This window comes from Streptomyces rimosus (assembly GCF_008704655.1).
Lineage (GTDB): Bacteria > Actinomycetota > Actinomycetes > Streptomycetales > Streptomycetaceae > Streptomyces > Streptomyces rimosus.
This window is the reverse complement of record NZ_CP023688.1, coordinates 6,601,108-6,621,974: the sequence shown is the minus strand read 5'-3', so window position 1 is coordinate 6,621,974 and position 20,867 is coordinate 6,601,108. Positions and strand designations below refer to the sequence as shown.

Genomic DNA, 20,867 nt, shown 5'->3' with positions numbered 1-20,867 from the left:
TGCCGCGGCGCATCCCAGCCGCCGCGGAACGGGCCCCGCCGCGTACAGCCGCAAGCGATCCGACGGAGTGACTCCCCACATGTCCGAAGCCCGTACCGACACGACCCAGGCGTGCCCGCAGGACGCCGGCCGGGCCGCCACGGCGGCAGGCTCCGGCAAGCACCGTGGCCCGGCCGCCTCGGAGGACGCCGACGCGTCGCCGAACGGCCGGCACCGGCGGGCCAAGGAGCCGCAGGACGCCTGAGGCAAGCGGGAGTTCCCGTTGGGCAGGACGCCTGAGCGAAGCCGGAGTTCCCGTTAGCGGCAGGACGCCTGAGAGAAGCGGGAATTCTCGGTGGCGTCCGGGCCGTGACCGTTGGCAGGCTCTTGCCATGAACTCCCCGCTCCCCCAGGACCCGCGCCACACGTGGCTCGGCGCCCCGATCGACGCCCGCCCGCTGTTCGCCCCCGAACACGCCGCGCTGATGGCCACGGTGCGCGGGCTGGCACCCGCCGACTGGGGCAGGGAAGCGGTGCCGGGCTGGACCGTCCGCGATCTCGTCGCCCACCTGTTGGGCGACTTCTACGGGCGCCTCTCCCGCGACCGCGACGGCCACCGGGAAGGCCCCGCCTTCGCGCCGGGCGAGACGCTGGAGGCGTTCATCCACCGCATCAACCAGGAGTGGGTGGACGCCTTCTCCCGGGTGAGCCCGGCCGCGCTCACCGACACTCTCGGCCTGGTGGGCGGGCGGGTGGCCCGGTTCTTCGAAGGCGCCGATCCGCACGCGCCGTCGCTGGGTGTGTCGTGGGCCGGTGCCGACCCGGCGCCGATGTGGCTGGACAGCGCCCGCGACCTGACCGAGTTCTGGACGCACCGCCAGCAGATCCGGCACGCGGCCGGGCAGGGCACCGACCCCGATCCGCGGCTGCTGTCCGTGGTGCTGGACACGTTCCTGCGGGCGCTGCCCCACACCCTGCGCGAGGTCGCCGCCCCGGCCGGTACGCAGATCCAGGTACGGATCGACGGCCCGGCCGGGGGCACCTGGACCGCGACGGCCACCGGGACCCGCTGGTCGCTGGCCGAACCGGCCGGCGCACGTTCCGCCGTACGTCCTGCCGCGCTGGTACGCCTGGACGCGGAAACCGCCTGGCGCCTGTGCACCCGCGGCATCCAGCCGGACACCGCCCTGGCCCGTGCCCGCATCGAAGGCCGCCGCGACCTGGCGGAAGCCGCCTGCCAGATCGTGTCGATCATCCACTGACCGGCTCGGAGCCTCAGCGCCTCTTCAGCCTCAGCGCCTCTTCAGGCCCAGCACCTCCGCCGCCGCGAACGTCTCGTTCGGCGGGCGTTCCTCGTAGTACGGCGTCAGCAGGCCGTCCAGTTCGGCGTACGTGAACGCGTCCTTCGCCGTGTCGAACTGGGCCGCCACCTTGGGCCGTTCGACCACCGCGACCATGCCGCCGTGCACCACGAGCAGCTGCCCGTTGAGCCGCGCCGCGGCGGGTGAGGCCAGGTAGCCGACCAGCGGCGCGACATGCTCGGGCGCCAGCGGGTCGAGGGCCCCGTCCGCCGGGACCTCGAACCCGGCGAACACGTCCTCGGTCATCCGGGTGCGGGCGCGGGGACAGATGGCGTTGACGGTGACGCCGTACTTGGCCAGCGCGAGGGCCGAGGACGTGGTGAGGCCGACGATGCCGCCCTTGGCCGCCGCGTAGTTGGGCTGGCCCGCCGAGCCCGCGAGGAACGCCTCGGAGGAGGTGTTGACGATCCGCCCGTACACGGCGGCACCGGCGGCCTTGGAGCGCTCGCGCCAGTGGGCGGCGGCGAAGCGGGTGGTGTTGAAGTGCCCCTTCAGGTGCACGCGGATCACCGAGTCCCACTCGTCCTCGGTCATGGAGAAGACCATCCGGTCGCGCAGGATGCCCGCGTTGTTGACCAGGATGTCCAGTTTTCCCCAGCGTGCGACGGCCTGTTGGACCAGGTCGCGGGCCGTCTCGTGGTCGGCGACATCGCCGACGTGCGCGACGGCCTCGCCGCCCGCGGCGCGGATCTCCTCGGCGGTCTCCTCGGCCGGGGCCGCCGACGCCGCGCCGGAGCCGTCGCGGCCGGGCTGCCCGTAGTCGTTGACGACGACGGCCGCGCCGAGCCGCGCGAGTTCGCGCGCCTCCGCCCGGCCCAGGCCGCGGGCGGCGCCGGTGACGATCGCGGTCAGTCCGTCGAGCGGCCGTTCAGTGGGAGCGCTCACGTGGTCGGCTTCCTCTCGTTCGTCGGGGCGTCGCGCCCACGCCGGGGCGGATCACATCTCGCGATCACATCTCGATGCACGTACGGAGCGCCACGCCGGTCCGCATCTGCTCCAGCGCCTCGTTGATCTCGGTGAGCCGCACCCGGTGGGTGATCAGCCCTGCCAGGTCGATCCGGCCAGCCCGCCACAAGGAGATGGCCCGCTCGTACGAGCGCAGCACGTCCCCGCCCCCGTACAGCGACGGCAGGATGCGCTTCTCGTCGAAGAACAGCTCGAACATGTTGACCTGGAAGTGGTCGTCCATCGCGCCCGCGCCGACCACGCAGAGTGTGCCGCCGCGCCGCGTCGCCTCGTAGGCGGTCCGCGCCGTGGCGGACCTGCCGACGACCTCGAAGACGTAGTCGAAGCCCTCACCTGCGGTGACCCGCTGTTTGGCGTCGGCCAGCTCCTCCGGGGCGACCGCTTCCGTGGCGCCGAAGCGCAGCGCCGCCTCGCGGCGCGCGGCCACCGGGTCCACCGCGACGATCTGCGCGGCCCCGCACACCCGCGCGCCCTGGACGGCCGAGATCCCGACGCCGCCGCAGCCGATCACCGCGACGGACGCCCCGGGCTCGACCCGCGCGGTGTTCATGGCGGCGCCCAGCCCCGTCGTCACCCCGCAGCCGATCAGCGCCGCGATCTCGTACGGCACGTCGTCCGGGATCGGTACGGCGCAGTTGGCCGCGACCACCACTTCCTCGGCGAAGGTGCCGGTGCCCGCGAAGCCGAAGACGTCCGACGGGTCGGCGCCGGGGCGGCGGAAGTTGGGGGTCCCGGCGTTCATGAACCCGGCCAGGCACAGCCGGGTCTGGCCGCGCTTGCAGGACGGACACGTACCGCAGGCGGGCAGCCAGCACATCAGCACCCGGTCGCCGGCCGCGAGCCCCTGGACGCCCTCGCCCACCTCCGTGATCTCGCCCGCGCCCTCGTGCCCGGGGACGAACGGCGCGGGCTGCGGCAGCACCCCGCTCATCGCGGACAGGTCCGAGTGGCACAGCCCGGTCGCCCGGATGCGGATGCGCACCTTGCCCGGCCCGAACCCCACCGCCTCGATACCGTCGAGGACTTCCAGCTTCTCCTGCCCTGTCTGGTGCTGAATCGCTGCGCGCATGGTGCGCTCCCTTCGCGGGGCGGCGGGGTCGGATGATCAGCTGCCGGGCCGGGCCGGCCCGGGAATGTCCTTACACGCCCGACGGGCTGATGGTGACGGCGGTGTCCACCAGAACCGGCGCGTCGTCCCGGTCGGCCGCCGTGACCGACACCAGGACCCGTCCGGGCTCCTGCCACATGCGTACGCGCAGCGTCTCGCCGGGGAAGACCACCCCTGCGAACCGGGTCGAGTACGCGGCGACGCGCGCCACGTCGCCGTCCAGCACCTCGTCCACCACCGCCTTCAGCGTGATGCCATACGTGCAGAGTCCGTGCAGGATCGGCCGGTCGAAGCCGGCGAGCTTGGCGAAGTCGGGGTCGGCGTGCAGCGGGTTCCAGTCGCCGGACAGGCGGTAGAGCAGCGCCTGGTCCTCTCGTACGTGCCGCTCGACGGTACGGTCCGGCGCGCGCTCGGGCAGCGTCGGCCGGCTGGACGGCCCCCGCTCCCCGCCGAACCCGCCCTCTCCCTTGACGAAGATCTGCGTGTCGCACGTCCAGAGCGGCCCGTCGTCGTCGGCCGTCTCGGTACGCAGCACGATGACCGCGGCCTTCCCCTTGTCGTACACGGCCGGGACGGTGGACGTCTGGACGGCCCGCCCCCGTACGGGAATGGGCCGGTGCAGCGTCACGGTCTGGCCGCCGTGCAGGACGGCGGCCAGGTCCACGTCGATACCCGGCGCGCCGAGGCCGCCCGCCAGCGCCATGCCGCCGCCCGCCACCGTGGCGAAGCTGGGCAGTACGTGCAGCTTGCTCTCCAGGGTGTAGCGCAGCTCGCCGGGGTCGGTGGCGGGCACGCCGGCGCCGATGCCGAGGTGGTAGAGCAGGACGTCCTTGGGTTCCCAGGCGAGGTCGGTGGTCCGCGGCTCGGCGGAGGTGGCCTGGGCGGCGTCGATGGGCATGGGGCTGCTGCTCCTTCACCACGGTGTGAAGACCCCGACGCGGCCGTCCGCACCGTCGGCCGTGCCGGGGTCGCCTGCGGTCGGCGGTCCGGGGTCCGGTGCGGCCATGGCCGGCGACCGTACCCGGGCGTCCCGTTCTAGAACGCGTTCTATCCGACGGTTTCCATGTATAGCCGATCCGGCAGGAGCCGGGAACCCCTGACGCCCCGTCAGGTGACCGCGCTGTTCCGACCCGCCCGCGTCCATGACATTTGTCCCCGTCGGCCGCGTACATTCACCACTGCCGGGCCGGCGGCAGCCTCGGTAGCGTCGGGAACAGAGCGCGGCGGAGTGCGGCGGAGCACGGAAAGCGGCGCGGAACAGGGAAGAGGCAGTACGGAACGTGCGCAGGAACCGGCAGACCGACAAGAACGGGCGCGACGAGCGGGACGGCGGGTGGGGCGGCGGACCGGACGACGGTTGCGGCGGTCCCGGCCGGTTCCGCACCCGTCTGCGTACCCGTAGCCGTACCCGCAAGCCCGCCGCCCCGGGCTGGAGCGGCCTGCTCGACCCGGGCGAGGTCGCGGTGGCCACGGACCGCCGCGGCCGTGAGTCCTCCCGGTACCCCAAGGGCAGGGGCCCGCGCCCCCAGACCTTCCTGCCGTGGCTGCTGATGGGCATCGGCGCCCTGTCCAACATCGTCAGCGGCAAGGACCAGAACACCTGGCTGGCCGGTCTCGGCCTGCTCGCCTTCAACTCGATCTACATCTTCGTCGTCTTCTCGGCCTTCAACCCGCGCTACCGCGACTCCCGGGTCCCCCTGTACGGCTTCGCCGCCCTGACCGCGGTCACCTACGCCATCGCGCTCACCTTCGGCCACGCCTGGATGCTGTTCTTCCCGCTCCTGTCGCTGGCCTCCGGTGCGGTCCGGTCGCTGCGCGGCAAACCTCACTTCATCGTGCTGATCGTCATCAGCGGCTCGGCGGGCACCATCGCGGGCTGGCGCTTCGGCGACCACTGGATGTCCACCGCCATCGGCTACGGCACCTTCTTCTCCGGCATGATCGCCGCCACTGTCCTGAGCCTCTTCGACACCATCAAGCAGCTCGACGCCACCCGCCAGGAACTGGCCCGCACCGCGGTGGAGAAGGAGCGCCTGCGCTTCTCCCGCGATCTGCACGATCTGCTCGGGCACACCCTCTCGGTGATCGTCGTCAAGGCGGAGGCGGTACGGCGGCTGGCGCCGCGCGACGTGGACGCAGCACTGAGCCAGGCCGCCGACATCGAGGCGGTGGGCCGCCAGGCGCTGACCGAGATCCGCGAGGCGGTGACCGGCTACCGCGAGGGCAGTCTCGGTACGGAACTGGACCGCGCCCGCTCCGCCCTCCAGGCCGCCGGCATCGAACCCGTCGTCCGCGAGTCCGGCCCGCCGCTGCCCCCGCAGGCGAGCGCGCTGCTCGGCTGGGTGGTGCGCGAGGGCGTCACCAACGCCGTGCGCCACAGCGGCGCCACGCGCTGCGAGATCGAGGTCCGTACCGACGCCTCCGCCGGGCGTGCCCGCCTGACGATCACCGACGACGGCCGTGGCCCCGCCGCGCCGTCCGCGACGCCCGCCACCTCCGGAGGCACCGGCCTCAAGGGCCTGACGGAACGCCTCGCGGCGGCCGGGGGCACGCTGGACTCCGGGCCGGACGGGCGGCGGGGGTTCCGGCTGGTGGTGGAGCTGCCGGTGGACAGTGAGGAGGTGGAGGGGGAAGAGGTGACAGCGCGTCAGTGATCATGGTTGGCATCAGGTGCTCGCCGTGAGCCAGGATGATCGCGTGAACGATGACACCCCACAGCCCACTGCGCACCCCGCTCTGCAGCCCGTCCGGGGCGCGGCCGGTACCGCGATCACCGGCTTGATCCTCGTCGGCGCCGCCTGGGTGGTCCGGGCCGTGTGGCAGGTCCGGCTCGCCACGACGGGGCAGCCGTCCTCCGGGCCCCCGGACCAGGGCAACGGCCGGCACCGCCCGCTGACCGGGCTGGAGGACGCGTACCACATCATCACCACGCTGGGGGACGTGGCCACGCTGCTGTGCGCGATCGCCTTCCTGGCGTGGCTGCTGCGCGTACGGGACAACGCGCGCGTCCTGTCGGGACAGCCGCCGCGCTACTCCGGGCCGTGGGTCTACCTGGGCTGGATCGTGCCCGTCATGAACCTGTGGGTGCCGCGCGGAATCGTCGCGGACGTCCATCAGCAGAGCGCCCCCGGAGAGCGGCTGCCGCGCGCCGTGAACTGGTGGTGGGGGCTGTGGCTGGCCGGAATGCTGAGCGGGCTCGGGCTGATGTACACCAACTCCACGACGGACGACGTCATCGCGCGCGCCTACACGGACGTACGGCTCCTGCTGGTGGCCGACGCGGCGGTCGTGGGCGCGGCCGTGGCCGGTGTCCTCGTCATACGCGCCCTGACCGCGGTGCAGCAGCGGCCGCGTCCGTGTTAGCCAGGTGTTAGCGGAGCGCCAGTCCTGCGATAGCGGCCCCGGACAAGATCGGTGACGTACCGAGGAGAGAACGTCACCGACCACCCCTGGGGGACCCGAAATGAGCTCCAGCGCCACCGCCCGCACCGCCCGCCGCCGCACCCTGCGCGTCGCCGCCGCGGCCCTGATCGCCACCGCCGGCCTGACCCTGACCGCCTGCTCCGGCTCGGACTCCACCGGCACCAAGGCCGCCGCCACGAGCCAAGCCACCACGAACCAGGCCGCCACGAACCAGGCCGCCACGAGCGGCACCGACATGGGCATGGCCGCCGCCGAGTCCAAGGCGGGCGTCACGGCCAAGAAGTCGTCCCCGGTCCGCACCCAGCCCCTGCCGGACGGCAGCAAGGCCCAGATCTCCAAGCTCGGCGAGCAGCACTACCGCGTCAAGATCATCAACCGCGGCGCGGTCCTGGCCACGCTGGAGGCCAACGGCAAGGACACCGGCCTCGACGCCAACGGCATGTACGTCGTGCTCACGCTCGACGGCCAGGTCCACGCCTGGATGGGCGGCGAACACCAGGGCCCGGGCACCTTCAAGCTCGCGGGCGGCTGGACGGCCAAGGTCACCAAGGTCGGCGAACTCCACTACCGCGCACAGATCATCGGCCACGACGGCGTGGTAGGCACGCTGGACGCCAACCAGCACGACACCGGCGGCGTCGCCAACGGCGTGTACATCGTGCTCAGCGCCGGTGGCGTGATCAGCTCCCACCTCTGAGCACTAGACCTTGAGCAGCGGCCGGGCCCGCTCGTACAGCGCGCGGGCGGCGGCGTTCTTCCGGTACGGACGGATGAACGCGGCCATGCGCCGCATACGGTCGTCGGCTCGGCCTGACTTCACCAGGGGGTAGTCGTCCAGGGCCAGGTTCCAGGTGTGGCAGGCGGCTTCCAGGTGGCCCAGCTGCAACTGGCGTTCGGCGAGTAGGCCACGTCGGTGAACGCGACTGCGCCGGAACACGCTGAGGCGTACGCGGTCCGACTCCTCCAGCGCCTTGACGGCCCCGGCCCTGTCGCCGAGTTCGTAGCGCACCTGGCTGACGTGGTACTGGAGCGACGCGGGATCGTACGAGCGGAACGTCTGGGCCCGCGACTCGGCCTTTTCCATCGCGACTTCCGCCTCGCGGATGTGACTCAGCGCGCCTGCCCGGTCCCCCGTCTGCGCCGCCGCATGCGCCTGCTGCCCTGCCAGGAACGCCCGCATCCGCGGCCCGACCTCCGGTGACGCGGCGGCAGCGGCATCCGCGAGCCGCATGGCTTCGGCGCCGTGGCCGAGGTCGACGGCCTGCACGCTCATGCCACGAAGGGTCGTGCTGTACGTGAGGGGGTCGTTCGCCGCCCCGGCGAGCTCCAGTGCTTTGACGTAGTACCGCTGGGCCAGGTGCTGTTCGCCCTCGTCCACAGCCATGTAACCGGCGAGATAGCACAGGTCCGAAGCGGCGGACCGCATGGCCTTTCGGACCTCGTCCGAGCCACCCGCGCCAAGGGCCGGCACCACTGTATTGATCAGGAAAGACGCCGCCAAAGGCCGTGCGTAGCGCCCGCCGAATTCGTCGTCCAACTCCGACAGCCGCTCCGTCATGGCGATGACCATCCGCACGTCGTTCATGCCGATGTGGGCGCTTGCCCCGGTCTGGATTCCTTCCGCTCTGGCTACGACGTCCTGCCAGCCGGGAATGGTCAAGGCGACGGAGAAGAGCCCAGCACCCAGCAGTCCACGTCGCGATGGGTCCACGTCCATGCTCCCCAGTTCGACCAGCCCTTCCACCGTACCCACGAATTCGGACGTTTGACCGGCCGGTACGGGAAAACCCGCCTGCGCATGGGTGACGGGGCGGTTGAGCCGCCGGGAGAACGCTTCGAGGATGATGCGGCGCACGGGCTCTCGCGGCAGGGTCCCGCCGAGCCAGTGGTGCACGGCGGATTCGTTGTACCGCAGGCGTCTGCTGACCTCGGTGCCCACCCGGTTCACCGCTCGCGCGCACTGATCGAGGGTCCAGCCGCTCTCTGCGAAGAGACCTTGCAACGCGCAGTTCGGTGTCCGCTGCGTCATGGCCGCTCAACTCCATTTTAAAGGCATTAAAACCGCGCCTGCGTGAGCACCGTACCGCCGCATTACGTACCGGAGTTGGCTGGTCGGAAATCCGTCACACGCAAGGAGCGGAACATGACCTCGGAACAGCCCGCCACCTACCGCCTGGAATGCGTACACGAAGACGTGTCCGGTCCCTGCTGGGCCCGCTCGCCCCGGGTCAGCGACCCGCGGGCGCTGGACGTGTGGGCGGCGAAGCACGCGCGGGAGACGTGCGGGGCGCACGTCCGGTTCGACGAGCTCGTCCGACGGCCGCGCACCATCCGCGCGCCGAAGGCCTGACCGGAAGGGACCGGCACCGTGGAACCCTGCTCACCCTGCCCCCTCCCGCGCGGCGTGGCCGTGGCCCTCACCCCGACCGGGGTGCGCCTGGTGACCAATCGCCGCGGGTCCACCGTCTGGGACGTACGGACCGCGGCGGAGCGGTACGCCGTGAAGGTCGGGCGCCCCGTACCCGAGACGGACGAGCACCCCGGACAGGACTGGACCGGTGTGGCCCCGGCCCGCGAGGCCGTGGTCCTCCAGCTCCTGGATATGTTCGCGGTCTACGGGACGTGGCCGTACGGAACCTGGAACGCGCAGCCGTGGCACGAGGGCACCAGCCTCTACGAATTGTGGGAGCCGCAGCGCGACGGCGGGAGCCCCGCGCCCCTCGACGCCGCGCACGCGTGTGCCGACGCGCTCGCCGTGCTGCACGGGGCGGGGTGGGTCCACGGGGACATTCATCCGGCGCACGTCGTCATCGGCCCCGACGGCACCGCCACGCTCATCGGCTTCGCCCTGGCGCAGGGCGGGCCGGTGCCGGACGCGGTCGATTTCCCGTATCCGGGAAGCGTCATCCCTTACGAGAGCCCGGAAATGTCCCGGAGCATTCTGGAAACGGGAACAGCGGTGCCCACCATCGCATCGGACGTTTACGCGCTGGGCGTCGCTTTCCTCGTCAGCGCGACGGGACGGCGGCACGTGGCCTGTCCGGGCGACGCGCCGCGCGCCGTACAGCGGAAGGCCGTGGCCACCGCCCCGTACCACCCGGTGAGCGTCCCGGGCCTGTTCGGCAAGCTGATCGAGGCCATGCTGAGCCCCGTACCGGGCGACCGGCCGACCAGCGCCGAGGTCCGTTCCGTCCTCGCGTGTCAGCGCTGAGTCTTCACGCTCACGCCTCGTGACGCCTTTGCCCACACTCTGCTGGACGGGGTGCCGCCACGGTGGACGATGACGACGGCCACGAGGCCGACGGCCAGGCCCAGGGCGGCCTGCGGGCCGAACGGTTCGCCGAACATGAGGGCTCCCCAGACCGCGGTGACCGGGGCCATGAGGAACATGAGCGTGTTGACCTTGGTGACTCCGGAGCGCCGCAGGATGAGCCAGTACAGCCCGTACCCGCCGAAGGTCGACAGGACCACGAGCCAGGTGATCGCCGTCCAGAACGAGAGCTCGGCGGGCGGGCGTGCGGCTCCGGTGGCCACCGCGAGCGCCGTGAAGACGACGGCGCTGGTGACGCAGTGGACCGTCATCGACACCGCCGGCGCGACCCGCGAGCCGCCGCGGCTTTCCAGGAACGTGGCCGCCACCAGCGAGAACATGCCGAGGAAGGGTACGAGGTAGGCCCACCAGGCCGCGCCGGTGCCGGCCGTCGCGTCGGCCGTGGTGACAATGGCGACGCCGGCCACCCCCAGGCACAGGCCGAGCCACTGCCCGCGTGAGACGTACTGCCGCAGCAGCGGTCCGGCCAGCGCTCCGGCGACCAGCGGCTGGACGCCGTCGATCAGGGCCGTGGTGCCGCTGGAGACGCCGAGTCCGATCGCCCAGTAGACCGTGAGCAGATAGCCGCTCTGCGACAGCACGCCGATCGCGGCCTGCCGGGCCACGTCCCGCGGGGTGAGGCCCCGCCACGACGTTCTGGAGACGGCCGCGACGACGATCAGGACGACGGCCAGCGGCAGGAACCGCCACATCAGGACCGTCACCGCGGAGGCGCTGCCGGCGCCCAGCTTGGCGCCGATGAACCCGGAGCTCCAGCAGAGCACGAAGGCGACCGAGAGCAGGAAGTTCACGTTCCACCCTCCCTGAGCGGACGGAGTAAACAGATCGGTATACCCGTACCGCACTATACAGGTCGGTATACTTGGGAGCATGAGCAGTTCCTCCGCCACGCCCCGACGGATCGCGATGACGCCTGCCGCGCGGCGCGTCCTGGAGGCCGCCGGGCGGCTGTTCTACGAGCGCGGCATCCACGCCGTCGGGGTGGATCTGATCGCCGCCGAGGCCGGGGTCACGAAGAAGACGCTCTACGACCGGTTCGGCTCCAAGGAGCAGATCGTCGTGGAGTACCTCGCGGACCGCGACGAACGCTGGCGCGCCTTTCTCGACCGGCACCTCGACGCCGCGCCGCCGGAGCCCGCGGCGCGCGTCCTGGCCGTCTTCGACGCCTCCCGCGCCTGGTCGGCGGAGCACAGCACCAAGGGGTGCAGCATGGTCAACGCGCACGCCGAGATCAGCGATCCGGCCCACCCGGCCTACCCGGTCATCACCGGCCAGAAGCAGTGGATGCTCGCCCTGTTCGCCGGTCTGGCCGAAGGCATCGCCGGCACCCCGGACGGGGCCGGCCACCTGGCCCGGACGCTCATGCTGCTGCACGAAGGAGCGCTCGTGGCCCACGGCTTGCACCTCTTCGCCGACCCCATCGGCCACGCCCGCGACCAGGCGCGCGCCCTCCTCGCCTCCTGTTGAGCACAGCCCTCCACCCGGCCCACCGGTTCTGCCCGTACCGGTCCGGGCAGGCGCTGAAAAACAGCCGACCACCTGCGCTTTACTCTGGTGCCATGAGCCGAGACGCAGCGACCGGCCCCGCGGAACGGGACTCCTCAGCGGGGTGTGTGAAAGTCCTCCTCGCCGAGGACCAGGGCATGATGCGCGGCGCGCTCGCGCTGCTGCTCAACCTTGAGGAGGACATGGAGGTCGTCGCGCAGGTGTCGGCCGGGGACCAGGTCGTACCGGCGGCGCTGGAGGCGCGGCCGGACATCGCGCTGCTGGACATCGAGCTGCCGGGGCGCAGCGGGCTGGACGCGGCGGCGGAACTGCGGGCGGCGCTGCCGTCGTGCAAGGTGCTGATCGTGACGACGTTCGGGCGGCCGGGGTATCTGCGGCGGGCGATGGAGGCGGGGGCGTCCGGGTTCCTGGTCAAGGACGGGCCGGTGGAGGATCTGGCGGCGGCGATCCGGCGGGTGCTGGCCGGGGAGCAGGTGATCGATCCGGGGCTGGCCGCGGCGGCGCTCAGCGCCGGGCCGAATCCGCTGACCCAGCGCGAGCGCGACGTGCTGACCGCGGCCGTGGACGGGGCGACCGTCGCCGACATCGCCGGGAAGCTGCACCTGTCGCAGGCGACCGTGCGCAACTACCTGTCGGCGGCGATCGGCAAGACGGGGACCCGCAACCGTATGGAGGCGGTGCGGACCGCCCGGCAGAACGGGTGGTTGTAGCGGGGCGGCGGGGCGGCGGGCGTCAGCCCGCCGTCTCCTCCTGGATGTACGCCTCGTAACCCTTCGCGTCCAGCAGGCCTTCGAGTTCGCCGGGCCGGGACAGCCGGAGTACGGCCAGCCAGCCCCCGCCGTACGGCTCGTCGTTGATCTGTTCCGGGGCGTCGTTGACGGTGTCGTTGACCGCGAGGACCGTACCGGTCAGCGGTACATAGACCTCGGTGACGGCCTTGACCGACTCCAGCGAGCCGAACGCGTCACCCGCCTCGAACCGCTCGCCCTGCTTGGGCAGTTCGGCATAGACGATGTCACCGAGCTGACGCTGCGCGTGGTCGGTGATGCCGACGGTGGCCTGATCGTCCTTGACCCGGACCCATTCGTGGTCCTTGGTGTACGAGAGATCCGCGGGGATGTTCGCCATGCCGCGACGCTGCCACCGCGCCCCGGCGGAGGGAAGGCTTCCGGCGGCCTGTCGGGCGTCGAGTGCGACGGTCCCGTGCGTACGCACGTGCGGCCGCCTGTCACGTCCGCAAGTACGACGCCCCGTTGAGGTCCAGTACGGCGCCCGAGCTCCACTGGGCCTCGGGCGAGGCCAGCCACCGTACGGCCGCCGCGACCTCCTCGGGGGCGGCGACCCGGCCGAACGGGCTCTGCGCGCGGATCGCCACGCCCTCGGCGCCGGTCAGGCGGTGGGCCACCCGGTCCGTGTCGATGAAACCGGGCGCCACGGAGGCCACCGCGATGCCGTGCGGGGCGAGGGCGACGGCGAGCGACTGGCCGAGGGCGTGCACGGCGGCCTTGGTGGCGCCGTAGGCGGGGTGGTCGGGCTCGCCGCGGAAGGCGCCGCGGGAGCCGATGTTGACGATCCGGCCGCCGGTGCCCTGCGCGATCATCGCCTGGGCCGCGCCGTGGCTGAGGTGGGCCGTACCGAGCAGGTTGACCGCGACGTGCTGCTGCCAGGCGGCGGTCCAGTCCTCGTACGAGGTGGTCGCGGGCGGGTGCGGGGTGTTGACGGCGGCGTTGTTCACCAGGACGTCGAGGCCGCCGAGAGCTTCGACGGCCGCGCCGACCAGGGCGGCGGCGCCGGACGGGTCCGCCAGGTCGGCGCCGAGCAGGACGTGGCCGCTGCCGGGCAGCGCGGCGAGGGTCTCCTCGGCGTCCGACCGCCGGGAGCCGTAATGGACCGCCACCCGGTCGCCGTTCTCCGCGAAGGCATGCGCCACGGCCCGGCCGAGGCCGCGCGAGGCGCCGCTGACCAGGACGCGGCGGCCGGTGGCGGGGAAGGGCGGGACCACAGGCGTGGGGTCAGTCATGGTGCGCGTCCTTGGGGCGGCGGGGCAGGGCGAGGACCATCAGCAGCACGCTCGCCAGCAGGATGACCGTACCGACCTGGAAGGCGAGGCCGTAGCCGTCGGCCATCGCGGCCGGGCCGCCGTGGCCGGACGCGATCCGGGTGGCGGCGACCGTGGACAGGATGGACAGGCCGAGCGCGCCGCCCATCTGCCGCGAGGTGTTGATCAGGCCGGAGACCAGGCCCTGGTCGGAGGGCGCGGCGCCGGAGGTGGCGATCGAGGCGATCGGCGTGGCGGTCAGGCCCGCGCCGAAGGCCATCAGGATGCCGGGGCCGAGCAGCGTACCGAGGTATGTGCCGTCGGCGCCCATCTGCCCCTGCCAGAACATGCCCGCCGCGGAGACCAGCGCGCCGGCGACGGCCAGCGTCTTGGCGCCCGTCCGGTTCATCAGCCGCGGCGCGATCTTGGAGCCGAGCACGATGCTCAGCGAGTGCGGGATGAAGGAGAGCCCGGCCTGAAGGGGCGTGTAGTCGAGGACGTTCTGCACATAGAGGCTGAGGAAGTACCACATGGAGAACATCGCGGCGCCGGCCAGCACCATCGCGCTGTTCGCCGCGTACACCGAGCGCAGCCGGAAGAGCGACAGCGGCATCAGCGGCGCCTTCGTACGGGCCTCGACGGCCACGAACGCGGCCAGCACCAGCAGGCCCGCCACCAGCGGCAGCAGCGCGCTCGCCGAGGACCAGCCCGCCGACTCGGTCTGCACGATGCCGTACGCCACCAGCGCGAGCCCGGCCGTCACCAGGAGCGCGCCCGGCATGTCGAGCCGCCGCCCCTCGCCACGCCGGCTCTCGGTGAGCCAGAGCAGCGCGCCGATCAGCACCAGCGCGCCGATCGGGACGTTGATCAGCAGCACCCAGCGCCAGGACAGGTACTCGGTCAGCACCCCGCCGACCAGGCCGCCGACGGCGCCGCCGCCCGCGCCGACCGCGGTCCAGGTGGCGATGGCGCGGGTGCGCGCCGGGCCCGCCGGGAACGCGGTGGTCAAGATGGTGAGGGTGGCCGGGGAGAGGATGGCCGCGCCGACGCCCTGGACCGTACGGGCCGCGACCAGGTGCCAGGACTCCTTCGCCAGGCCGCCCGCCAGGCTCGCGAGGGTGAAGAGGGCGAGCCCCACGACGAATATGCGCTTGCGCCCGAAGAGGTCGGCCACCCGGCCGCCGAGCAGCATGAACCCGGCGAAGGTGATCACGTAGGCGTTGACCACCCACTGCAGTCCCAGTTCGCTGAGCCCGAGGCCGGTGCGCATGCTGGGCAGCGCGACGTTGACGACCGAGACGTCCAGGACGACGAGGAACTGTCCGGCGCAGACCAGCAGGGTCACCAGCCAGGTGGGCGGCGGGGTGCGGCGGACGCTTTCGGGCAGCGTGGTGGGTGTGGCTGTCGGGGGCATGGTCTCCATAGTTGCACCTGCCACGCGACGGTGGCATCGGATTATCGGCCCGGAGACGGCCGGTCACAGGTCCTAGGCCGAAGGGCCCCGGTCCTCCCTCGGGCCCTCAGGTCGAAGGGCCCCCGGCCGCCCCTCGGGTCAGCCCCTCCGCAACAACGTCACCACCGCCGCCCCGCCCAGGCCGATGTTGTGCGCCAGTCCGACCCGGGCCCCCGGCACCTGGCGGGGGCCCGCCGTGCCGCGCAGCTGCCAGACCAGTTCGGCGGCCTGCGCCAGGCCGGTGGCGCCGAGCGGGTGGCCCTTGGAGATCAACCCGCCGGAGGGGTTGACCACCCACCGGCCGCCGTGGGTCGTGGCGCCGTCCTCGACGAGCTTGCCCGACTCGCCCTCCGCGCACAGGCCCAGCGCCTCGTACGTCAGCAGTTCGTTGACCGAGAAGCAGTCGTGCAGCTCGATGACGTCCACGTCCTCGATGCCGAGGCCGCTCGCCTCGTACGCCTGCCGGGCCGCCGCCCGGGACATCGGGCGGCCGACGACATCGATGCAGGACCCGGAGGCGAAGCTGTCCGCGGTGTCCGTCGTCATGGCCTGTCCGGCGATCTCCACGGCCCGGTCCGCGAGCCCGCGGTCGCGGACGAAGCGCTCCGAGGCGACGACGGCGGCGGCCGCGCCGTCGGAGGTCGGCGAGCACTGGAGCTTGGTCAGCGGCCGGTGGACGGTCCTGGCGGCGAGGATCTCCTCGACCGTGTAGACGTCCTGGAACTGGGCGTTCGGGTTGTCGGCAGAGTGCCGGTGGTTCTTGGCGCCGACCGCGGCGAGCTGCCGCTCCGTGGTTCCGTACCGGTCCATGTGCTCGCGCGCGGCGTTGCCGAAGATCTGGGCGGTCGGCGGCGTCATCTCGAAGCCGTGCGCGGCGGCCATCACGCCGTAGTGGCGGGCCACGGGCGAGGCCGCGAAGTCGCCGCTGTCCGCGCCGCCGCCCAGCGCGCCGCGCTTCATCTTCTCGAAGCCGAGGGCCAGTACGCAGTCGTTGAGGCCGGAGGCGACGAACTGCCGGGCCATCATCAGCGCGGTGGCGCCGGTCGCGCAGTTGTTGTTGACGTTGTAGACGGGGACGCCGGTCAGGCCCAGTTCGTATACGGCACGCTGCCCGGCGGTGGAAGCCTGATGGCAGTAGCCGACCGGCACCTGTTCCACGACGCTGTAGGGGACACCGGCATCGGCGAGCGCCTTACCGCCCGCCTCCCCCGCCATGTCCCAGTACTGCCGGTCCCGGGTCTCCGGCTTCTCGAACTTCGTCATGCCCACGCCGATGATGTACGCCTTGCCGGTCATGGCGGTCCTCCTCGTAGGGGCGCCCGGAATCAGATGAGCGGGCGCGGCTCCGGGTCCCGGGGCAGGCCGAGCAGCCGCTCCGCGACGACGTTCAGCTGCACCTGCGTCGTACCGCCCGCGATCGTCAGGCAGCGCGACATCAGGAAGCCGTGCAGGGCGCGTTCCGCGGGCCCCTCCCCCGTCGCGCCCGCCGGGCCGAGGAGTTCGAGCGCCAGCTCGGCCACCTTCTGCTGGTGGGCGGTCCGCACCAGCTTGCGAACGCTCGCCCCGGCGCCCGGCTCCCGCCCCGCCACCTGCTGGAGGGTGGTGCGCAGCCCGATGCACGCCAGCGCGTGCGCCTCGGCGGCCAGCGCGCCCACCCGCTCGCGCACCGAGCCGTCCAGCCCGGCCGACCGCTCGATCAGCGCCTCCAGCCCGGTGTCAAAACCGACCTGGTCGGCCATGTGCACGCGCTCGTTGCCGAGCGTGTGCCGGGCCACCCGCCAGCCGTCGTCCACCTCGCCCACCACCGCGTCCTGTGGCAGCAGCACGTCGTCGAAGTACACCTCGCTGAACAGCGAGTCGCCGGTGATCTCGCGCAGCGGCCGCACCTCCACGCCGGGTGCCGTCATGTCGATCAGGAAGAACGTCAGGCCCCGGTGCTTGGGCGCGTCCGGGTTCGTACGGGCGAGCAGGATGCCGAAGTCCGCCTGCCGGGCCGCCGAGGTCCACACCTTCTGGCCGTTGACGCGCCAGCCGCCGTCCACCCGCTCGGCCCGGGTGCGCAGCGCGGCCAGGTCGGACCCGGCCTCCGGCTCGGAGAACAGCTGGCACCACAGCCGGTCGCCGCGCAGCGTCGGCAGCAGATGGCGTTCCTTCTGCTCCGGCGTCCCGTAGGTGATCAGGGAGGGCACCACCCAGGTGGCGATGCCCAGGTCGCTGATCCGGACGCCCGCGTCGCGCATCTCCTGCTGGACGGCCAGCTGCTGTACGGGGCCGGCGTCCAGGCCGTACGGGGCGGGCAGGTGCGGCGCCGCGTAACCGGTGGGCGCCAGTTCGTGGCGTATGGCCGCGGGGGCCAGGCCGCGCACCTTCGCGATCACCTCGCGGGCCTGCTCGCGGTAGCGGGCCGCCTCCCGCGACCGCTCCGCCGGCAGGTCCATGCGCAGCTCGCGCCGCGCGCCCTCGGCGCCGAACCGGGCCGCCCGCAGCCGGTGTTCGCCGCCGCTGCCCAGCAGTTGGCGGGCCACGGTCGCCCGCCGCAGATACAGGTGCGCGTCGTGCTCCCAGGTGAAGCCGATGCCGCCGAGGACCTGGATGCAGTCCTTGGCGCAGCTGAAGGCGGTGTCCAGGGCGGTGGCGGCGGCCAGCGCGGCGACCAGGCCGCGGGTCGCGGGCGTCTCGTCCGCCGCGCGCGCCGCGTCCCAGGCCAGGGCGCGGGCCTGCTCGATCCGTACGAGCATGTCCGCACAGAGGTGCTTGACGGCCTGGAACTGGCCGATCGGCCGCCCGAACTGCTCGCGTACGGTGGCGTGGCGGGCAGCGGTGTGCAGCGCCCAGGCCGCGGTGCCGCACGCCTCGGCGGCGAACAGCGTGGCGGCCAGGTCCCGTACGAGCGCGGTGTCGATCTCCAGTACCCGGTCGGCGGGGACCGGTACGGCCTCGGCCGTCACGCGGGCGACCGGGCGCGTGGGGTCGGCGCCGGTCTGTGGGTGTACGGAGAGCGTGGCGGCGTCGGCGGCGACCCAGACGGTGCCGGAGGGCGCCTCCGCCGCCAGCAGGATCAGATCGGCGTCGCCACCGGCGAGGACGGGCGGCGCCGTGCCGTCCAGTACGTGGCCGTCGGCCGTGGGGGCCGCGCGGAGGGTGCCCGTACCGAGGGCGACGGCGCCGATGCGGTCGCCGGCGGCCAGGGCGCGCGCCAGGTCCGGGGCGCCGCCGCGCCGCAGCAGTTCGGAGGCGAGCACGCTGGGCAGGTACGGGCCGGGCAGCGCGGCGCGGCCGGTCTCCTCCAACGCGACGGCCAGGTCCAGCAGTTCGCCGCCGCCACCGCCGTACTCCTCCGGCAGGTGCAGCCCGAGCAGCCCCATCGCGGCGAGGCCGTCCCAGTACGCGGGGCGTCCTCGGCGGCCGGGCCCGGCGTCGAGCAGCTTGCGCACCTCCTCCGGCGGCACGGCCCGCGCCGCCCAGCCCCGCACCGCCGCGGCCAGCTCACCCTGCTCGGGGGTGATGCCGATGCCCGTACCCGTACTCGCGTCGAAGCCCTTCCCCATGGCGGGCAGACTAGAACACGTTTCAAACTGACGGTAGGTCAGGTCGGGGGCGACTTCCGGACCGGATGGGCCCGGGCGGACGGAGAGCGGCCCCGGTGAAATGCGTACAGGAACGTACGAGACGGACCGAATCCGTACGGGCCGAAGGGAAACGTAAACCTCCCCGTCCCGAATCCGTAAACCGCACCGTCCGCCCAACCGGAATAGGCGGCACATTCCCCACCGCTCACCGCCTCTCGCCCCTTACGGTGCCACCCGCGCCCTCACCGCATTACCGGCACGTACCATCCGTCGTTATGAGTCGCCGCCGCACCGCCCGGCGACCGTACGACGAGGAGGAATCCCCATGGCCGCCGCGAACGCTCCCAAGCCGGAGATACTCGCCGCTTTCGAGGCGGCAAAGGGCTTCATGCCGCTCGACGAAGGGCTGGCGCTTTACGAGGCAGCGACGCAAGCGGCGGCGCTGGGGCTGCCGCTGGTGGAGATCGGGACGTATTGCGGCCGTTCCACGATCCTGCTCGCGGACGCGGCGCGGGCCGCGGGCGTGCCGGCCGTCACCGTCGACCACCACCGCGGCAGCGAGGAGCAGCAGCCCGGCTGGGAGTACCACGACCCGTCCGTGGTCGACCCCGAGGTCGGGCTGATGGACACGCTGCCCGCCTTCCGCCGCACACTGCACGCGGCGGGGCTGGAGGAGCACGTCATCGCGCTGGTGGGGCGCTCGCCGCGGATCGCCGCGCTCTGGAACACGCCCGTCGGGCTGGTCTTCATCGACGGCGGGCACACCGACGAGCACGCCACCGCCGACTACGAGGGCTGGGCGCCGCACGTCGCGCCCGGCGGGCTGCTGGTCATCCACGATGTCTTCGCCGACCCGGCGGACGGCGGACAGGCCCCGTACCGCGTCTACCGGCGCGCCCTGGAATCCGGCGCGTTCACCGAAATATCGGCACACGGCTCGCTGCACGTACTGCGTCGCACCGGTGAAGGGCGCTGACCGCACCACTACGATCGCGATGTGTCGAACGGCAGTACATTCCCCCCGCGCCGCCGCTTCGGCGGCACCCTCGTCGTCGCCCTGGCCGCGCTGCTGGCCGCCTGCGCCGCGGGCTGGCTGATCTGGCGGTCCACGAGCGGACACGGCGGTGACCGGCCGCCGAAGGCGCTGCCCGCGGCGAGCCCGTCGTCACCGGGCGGGCCGCCGGGCAAGGGCGGTACGGGCGGTACGGGCGGTACGGGCGCCGGGGACGACGGGGGTCGGCCCACCCCGGGCGACCCGGACGACAAGGGAGACCGGCCCGGCCCCGGCGGGCACACCGGCACCCGCCTCAAGGGCCGCACCGTCCTCCTCGACCCCGGCCACAACCCCGCCAACCGCGACCACACCCGGGAGATCGCGCGCCAGGTGGACGTCGGCAACGGGCGCAAGGAGTGCGACACCACCGGCACGTCCACCAACGACGGCTACGCCGAGGCGTCCTTCACGCTCGACGTGGCGCGGCGCGCCCGCACCCTCCTCCAGGCCGAGGGCGCCAAGGTGGTCTTCACCCAGGACGGCGACCGGCCGTACGGGCCGTGCGTGGACGAGCGCGCCCGCGCCGGCAACGAGGCGAAGGCCGACGCGGCGGTGTCCGTGCACGCCGACGGCGCGGGCGCGGGCAACCGGGGCTTCCATGTGATCCTGCCCGCCCGGGTCACCGCGGGCGCCGCGGACACCTCCGCCATCGTCGGCCCGTCGCGGCGGCTCGGCGAGCACCTGGCGGGCCGGTTCGTGGCGGCGACCGGGAGCGCCCCGGCCAATTACCTGGGCGGCGGCACCGGCCTCGTCGTACGGTCCGACCTCGGCGGCCTCAACCTCTCCGGCATTCCCAAGGTGTTCCTGGAGTGCGGCAATATGCGCGACGCGAAGGACGCGGCGCAATTGACCGACCCGCAATGGCGGGAAAAGGCGGCCCGCGGGATCGCCGAGGGCATTACGGGCTTCCTGACCGAGTAGCGGCGCGGCGGCTGCCGATACCGACTCGATACCTGACCGATACCGACAAGACGGCCCACAGGATCCGGCGGTAGGTTCCCCCTTACGATGGGGTGCCACCCCGTGCCTCGCCACGCGCCCACCAGCGCATACGGCTGCGACAGCGAAGACAGACACCG

General features: G+C 72.8%; 21 protein-coding genes. 11 read left to right on the top strand and 10 right to left on the bottom strand.

All coding sequences use genetic code 11. The features are described 5' to 3' along the window. Positions 1-79: 79 nt before the first annotated feature. Complete coding sequence (locus CP984_RS41475) at positions 80-244, top strand: hypothetical protein (RefSeq protein WP_003982924.1); 165 nt, start codon at positions 80-82, stop codon at positions 242-244. 127 nt (positions 245-371) lie between these two features. Then, positions 372-1,241 (top strand): maleylpyruvate isomerase family mycothiol-dependent enzyme, encoded by an 870-nt coding sequence (locus CP984_RS28730; protein WP_003982925.1) that lies wholly within the window; start codon positions 372-374, stop codon positions 1,239-1,241. A 30-nt stretch (positions 1,242-1,271) separates the two neighbouring features. Here the strand turns inward: CP984_RS28730 and CP984_RS28725 are convergent, their stop codons facing one another. The 3 genes from CP984_RS28725 to CP984_RS28715 all read right to left on the bottom strand — a co-directional run bounded on the left by CP984_RS28725 (position 1,272) and on the right by CP984_RS28715 (position 4,312). Then, positions 1,272-2,225: a 3-oxoacyl-ACP reductase gene (locus CP984_RS28725; RefSeq protein WP_003982926.1), complete on the bottom strand. Its 954-nt coding sequence runs from the start codon at positions 2,223-2,225 to the stop codon at positions 1,272-1,274. A 64-nt stretch (positions 2,226-2,289) separates the two neighbouring features. After that, entirely contained in the window at positions 2,290-3,375 is a 1,086-nt protein-coding gene (locus CP984_RS28720; protein WP_003982927.1) for a Zn-dependent alcohol dehydrogenase, read from the bottom strand. A 70-nt stretch (positions 3,376-3,445) separates the two neighbouring features. Next, positions 3,446-4,312 (bottom strand): MaoC/PaaZ C-terminal domain-containing protein, encoded by an 867-nt coding sequence (locus tag CP984_RS28715; protein ID WP_003982928.1) that lies wholly within the window; start codon positions 4,310-4,312, stop codon positions 3,446-3,448. A gap of 382 nt (positions 4,313-4,694) precedes the next feature. Between CP984_RS28715 and CP984_RS28710 the strand changes: the two genes are divergently transcribed. The 3 genes from CP984_RS28710 (at position 4,695) to CP984_RS41470 (ending at position 7,534) form a co-directional block, all read left to right on the top strand. Beyond that, on the top strand, positions 4,695-6,068 hold the full coding sequence (locus tag CP984_RS28710) for a sensor histidine kinase (RefSeq protein ID WP_003982929.1): 1,374 nt from the start codon (positions 4,695-4,697) through the stop codon (positions 6,066-6,068). A 43-nt stretch (positions 6,069-6,111) separates the two neighbouring features. Continuing rightward, a complete protein-coding gene (locus CP984_RS28705; RefSeq protein ID WP_003982930.1) occupies positions 6,112-6,777 on the top strand; it encodes a DUF4328 domain-containing protein in 666 nt (221 codons plus the stop codon). Positions 6,778-6,877: 100 nt separating this feature from the next. Then, positions 6,878-7,534, top strand: coding sequence for a hypothetical protein (locus tag CP984_RS41470; RefSeq protein WP_003982931.1), 657 nt, complete (start codon positions 6,878-6,880; stop codon positions 7,532-7,534). A gap of 3 nt (positions 7,535-7,537) precedes the next feature. Here the strand turns inward: CP984_RS41470 and CP984_RS28700 are convergent, their stop codons facing one another. Continuing rightward, complete coding sequence (locus CP984_RS28700) at positions 7,538-8,866, bottom strand: hypothetical protein (RefSeq protein ID WP_030180964.1); 1,329 nt, start codon at positions 8,864-8,866, stop codon at positions 7,538-7,540. A gap of 114 nt (positions 8,867-8,980) precedes the next feature. Between CP984_RS28700 and CP984_RS28695 the strand changes: the two genes are divergently transcribed. Next, complete coding sequence (locus CP984_RS28695; protein WP_003982933.1) at positions 8,981-9,187, top strand: DUF7848 domain-containing protein; 207 nt, start codon at positions 8,981-8,983, stop codon at positions 9,185-9,187. Between the two features lie 90 nt (positions 9,188-9,277). Continuing rightward, positions 9,278-10,048 carry a serine/threonine-protein kinase gene (locus tag CP984_RS28690; protein WP_226048712.1) on the top strand — a complete coding sequence of 257 codons (771 nt, stop codon included), beginning with the start codon at positions 9,278-9,280 and terminating at the stop codon, positions 10,046-10,048. Here the strand turns inward: CP984_RS28690 and CP984_RS28685 are convergent. Beyond that, entirely contained in the window at positions 10,039-10,959 is a 921-nt protein-coding gene (locus tag CP984_RS28685) for a DMT family transporter (protein WP_003982935.1), read from the bottom strand. The genes CP984_RS28690 and CP984_RS28685 overlap by 10 nt on opposite strands. Positions 10,960-11,074: 115 nt before the next feature. Between CP984_RS28685 and CP984_RS28680 the strand changes: the two genes are divergently transcribed. Continuing rightward, positions 11,075-11,635: a TetR/AcrR family transcriptional regulator gene (locus tag CP984_RS28680; RefSeq protein WP_003982936.1), complete on the top strand. Its 561-nt coding sequence runs from the start codon at positions 11,075-11,077 to the stop codon at positions 11,633-11,635. A gap of 92 nt (positions 11,636-11,727) precedes the next feature. Then, positions 11,728-12,384, top strand: coding sequence for a response regulator transcription factor (locus CP984_RS28675; RefSeq protein ID WP_043977713.1), 657 nt, complete (start codon positions 11,728-11,730; stop codon positions 12,382-12,384). Positions 12,385-12,406: 22 nt separating this feature from the next. Here CP984_RS28675 and gcvH read toward each other — a convergent pair whose 3' ends face one another. The 5 genes from gcvH to CP984_RS28650 form a co-directional block, all read right to left on the bottom strand. Continuing rightward, on the bottom strand, positions 12,407-12,802 hold the full coding sequence (gcvH, locus tag CP984_RS28670) for a glycine cleavage system protein GcvH (protein ID WP_003982938.1): 396 nt from the start codon (positions 12,800-12,802) through the stop codon (positions 12,407-12,409). A 100-nt stretch (positions 12,803-12,902) separates the two neighbouring features. Continuing rightward, complete coding sequence (locus CP984_RS28665; RefSeq protein ID WP_003982939.1) at positions 12,903-13,694, bottom strand: SDR family NAD(P)-dependent oxidoreductase; 792 nt, start codon at positions 13,692-13,694, stop codon at positions 12,903-12,905. Continuing rightward, positions 13,687-15,135: an MFS transporter gene (locus tag CP984_RS28660; RefSeq protein WP_003982940.1), complete on the bottom strand. Its 1,449-nt coding sequence runs from the start codon at positions 15,133-15,135 to the stop codon at positions 13,687-13,689. The genes CP984_RS28665 and CP984_RS28660 overlap by 8 nt, the downstream gene beginning before the upstream one ends. Positions 15,136-15,264: 129 nt before the next feature. Next, entirely contained in the window at positions 15,265-16,461 is a 1,197-nt protein-coding gene (locus tag CP984_RS28655; protein WP_003982941.1) for a lipid-transfer protein, read from the bottom strand. A 29-nt stretch (positions 16,462-16,490) separates the two neighbouring features. After that, positions 16,491-18,713 carry an acyl-CoA dehydrogenase gene (locus CP984_RS28650; protein WP_003982942.1) on the bottom strand — a complete coding sequence of 741 codons (2,223 nt, stop codon included), beginning with the start codon at positions 18,711-18,713 and terminating at the stop codon, positions 16,491-16,493. A gap of 346 nt (positions 18,714-19,059) precedes the next feature. Here CP984_RS28650 and CP984_RS28645 point away from each other — a divergent pair, with 346 nt between their 5' ends. Together CP984_RS28645 and CP984_RS28640 are read left to right on the top strand one after the other, a co-directional pair. Further along, on the top strand, positions 19,060-19,710 hold the full coding sequence (locus CP984_RS28645) for a class I SAM-dependent methyltransferase (protein WP_003982945.1): 651 nt from the start codon (positions 19,060-19,062) through the stop codon (positions 19,708-19,710). A gap of 21 nt (positions 19,711-19,731) precedes the next feature. Then, positions 19,732-20,709 (top strand): N-acetylmuramoyl-L-alanine amidase, encoded by a 978-nt coding sequence (locus CP984_RS28640; RefSeq protein ID WP_003982946.1) that lies wholly within the window; start codon positions 19,732-19,734, stop codon positions 20,707-20,709. Positions 20,710-20,867 lie beyond the last annotated feature (158 nt).

Excerpts from the sequence above, each read along its gene's own strand:
- CP984_RS41475 (WP_003982924.1), top strand. The coding sequence starts at position 80 with ATGTCCGAAGCCCGTACCGACACGACCCAGGCGTGCCCGCAGGACGCC.
- gcvH (WP_003982938.1), bottom strand. The coding sequence starts at position 12,802 with ATGGCGAACATCCCCGCGGATCTCTCGTACACCAAGGACCACGAATGG.
- CP984_RS28675 (WP_043977713.1), top strand. The coding sequence starts at position 11,728 with ATGAGCCGAGACGCAGCGACCGGCCCCGCGGAACGGGACTCCTCAGCG.
- CP984_RS28665 (WP_003982939.1), bottom strand. The coding sequence starts at position 13,694 with ATGACTGACCCCACGCCTGTGGTCCCGCCCTTCCCCGCCACCGGCCGC.
- CP984_RS28655 (WP_003982941.1), bottom strand. The coding sequence starts at position 16,461 with ATGACCGGCAAGGCGTACATCATCGGCGTGGGCATGACGAAGTTCGAG.
- CP984_RS41470 (WP_003982931.1), top strand. The coding sequence starts at position 6,878 with ATGAGCTCCAGCGCCACCGCCCGCACCGCCCGCCGCCGCACCCTGCGC.
- CP984_RS28650 (WP_003982942.1), bottom strand. The coding sequence starts at position 18,713 with ATGGGGAAGGGCTTCGACGCGAGTACGGGTACGGGCATCGGCATCACC.
- CP984_RS28730 (WP_003982925.1), top strand. The coding sequence starts at position 372 with ATGAACTCCCCGCTCCCCCAGGACCCGCGCCACACGTGGCTCGGCGCC.
- CP984_RS28700 (WP_030180964.1), bottom strand. The coding sequence starts at position 8,866 with ATGACGCAGCGGACACCGAACTGCGCGTTGCAAGGTCTCTTCGCAGAG.
- CP984_RS28715 (WP_003982928.1), bottom strand. The coding sequence starts at position 4,312 with ATGCCCATCGACGCCGCCCAGGCCACCTCCGCCGAGCCGCGGACCACC.
- CP984_RS28695 (WP_003982933.1), top strand. The coding sequence starts at position 8,981 with ATGACCTCGGAACAGCCCGCCACCTACCGCCTGGAATGCGTACACGAA.
- CP984_RS28720 (WP_003982927.1), bottom strand. The coding sequence starts at position 3,375 with ATGCGCGCAGCGATTCAGCACCAGACAGGGCAGGAGAAGCTGGAAGTC.
- CP984_RS28660 (WP_003982940.1), bottom strand. The coding sequence starts at position 15,135 with ATGGAGACCATGCCCCCGACAGCCACACCCACCACGCTGCCCGAAAGC.
- CP984_RS28680 (WP_003982936.1), top strand. The coding sequence starts at position 11,075 with ATGACGCCTGCCGCGCGGCGCGTCCTGGAGGCCGCCGGGCGGCTGTTC.
- CP984_RS28645 (WP_003982945.1), top strand. The coding sequence starts at position 19,060 with ATGGCCGCCGCGAACGCTCCCAAGCCGGAGATACTCGCCGCTTTCGAG.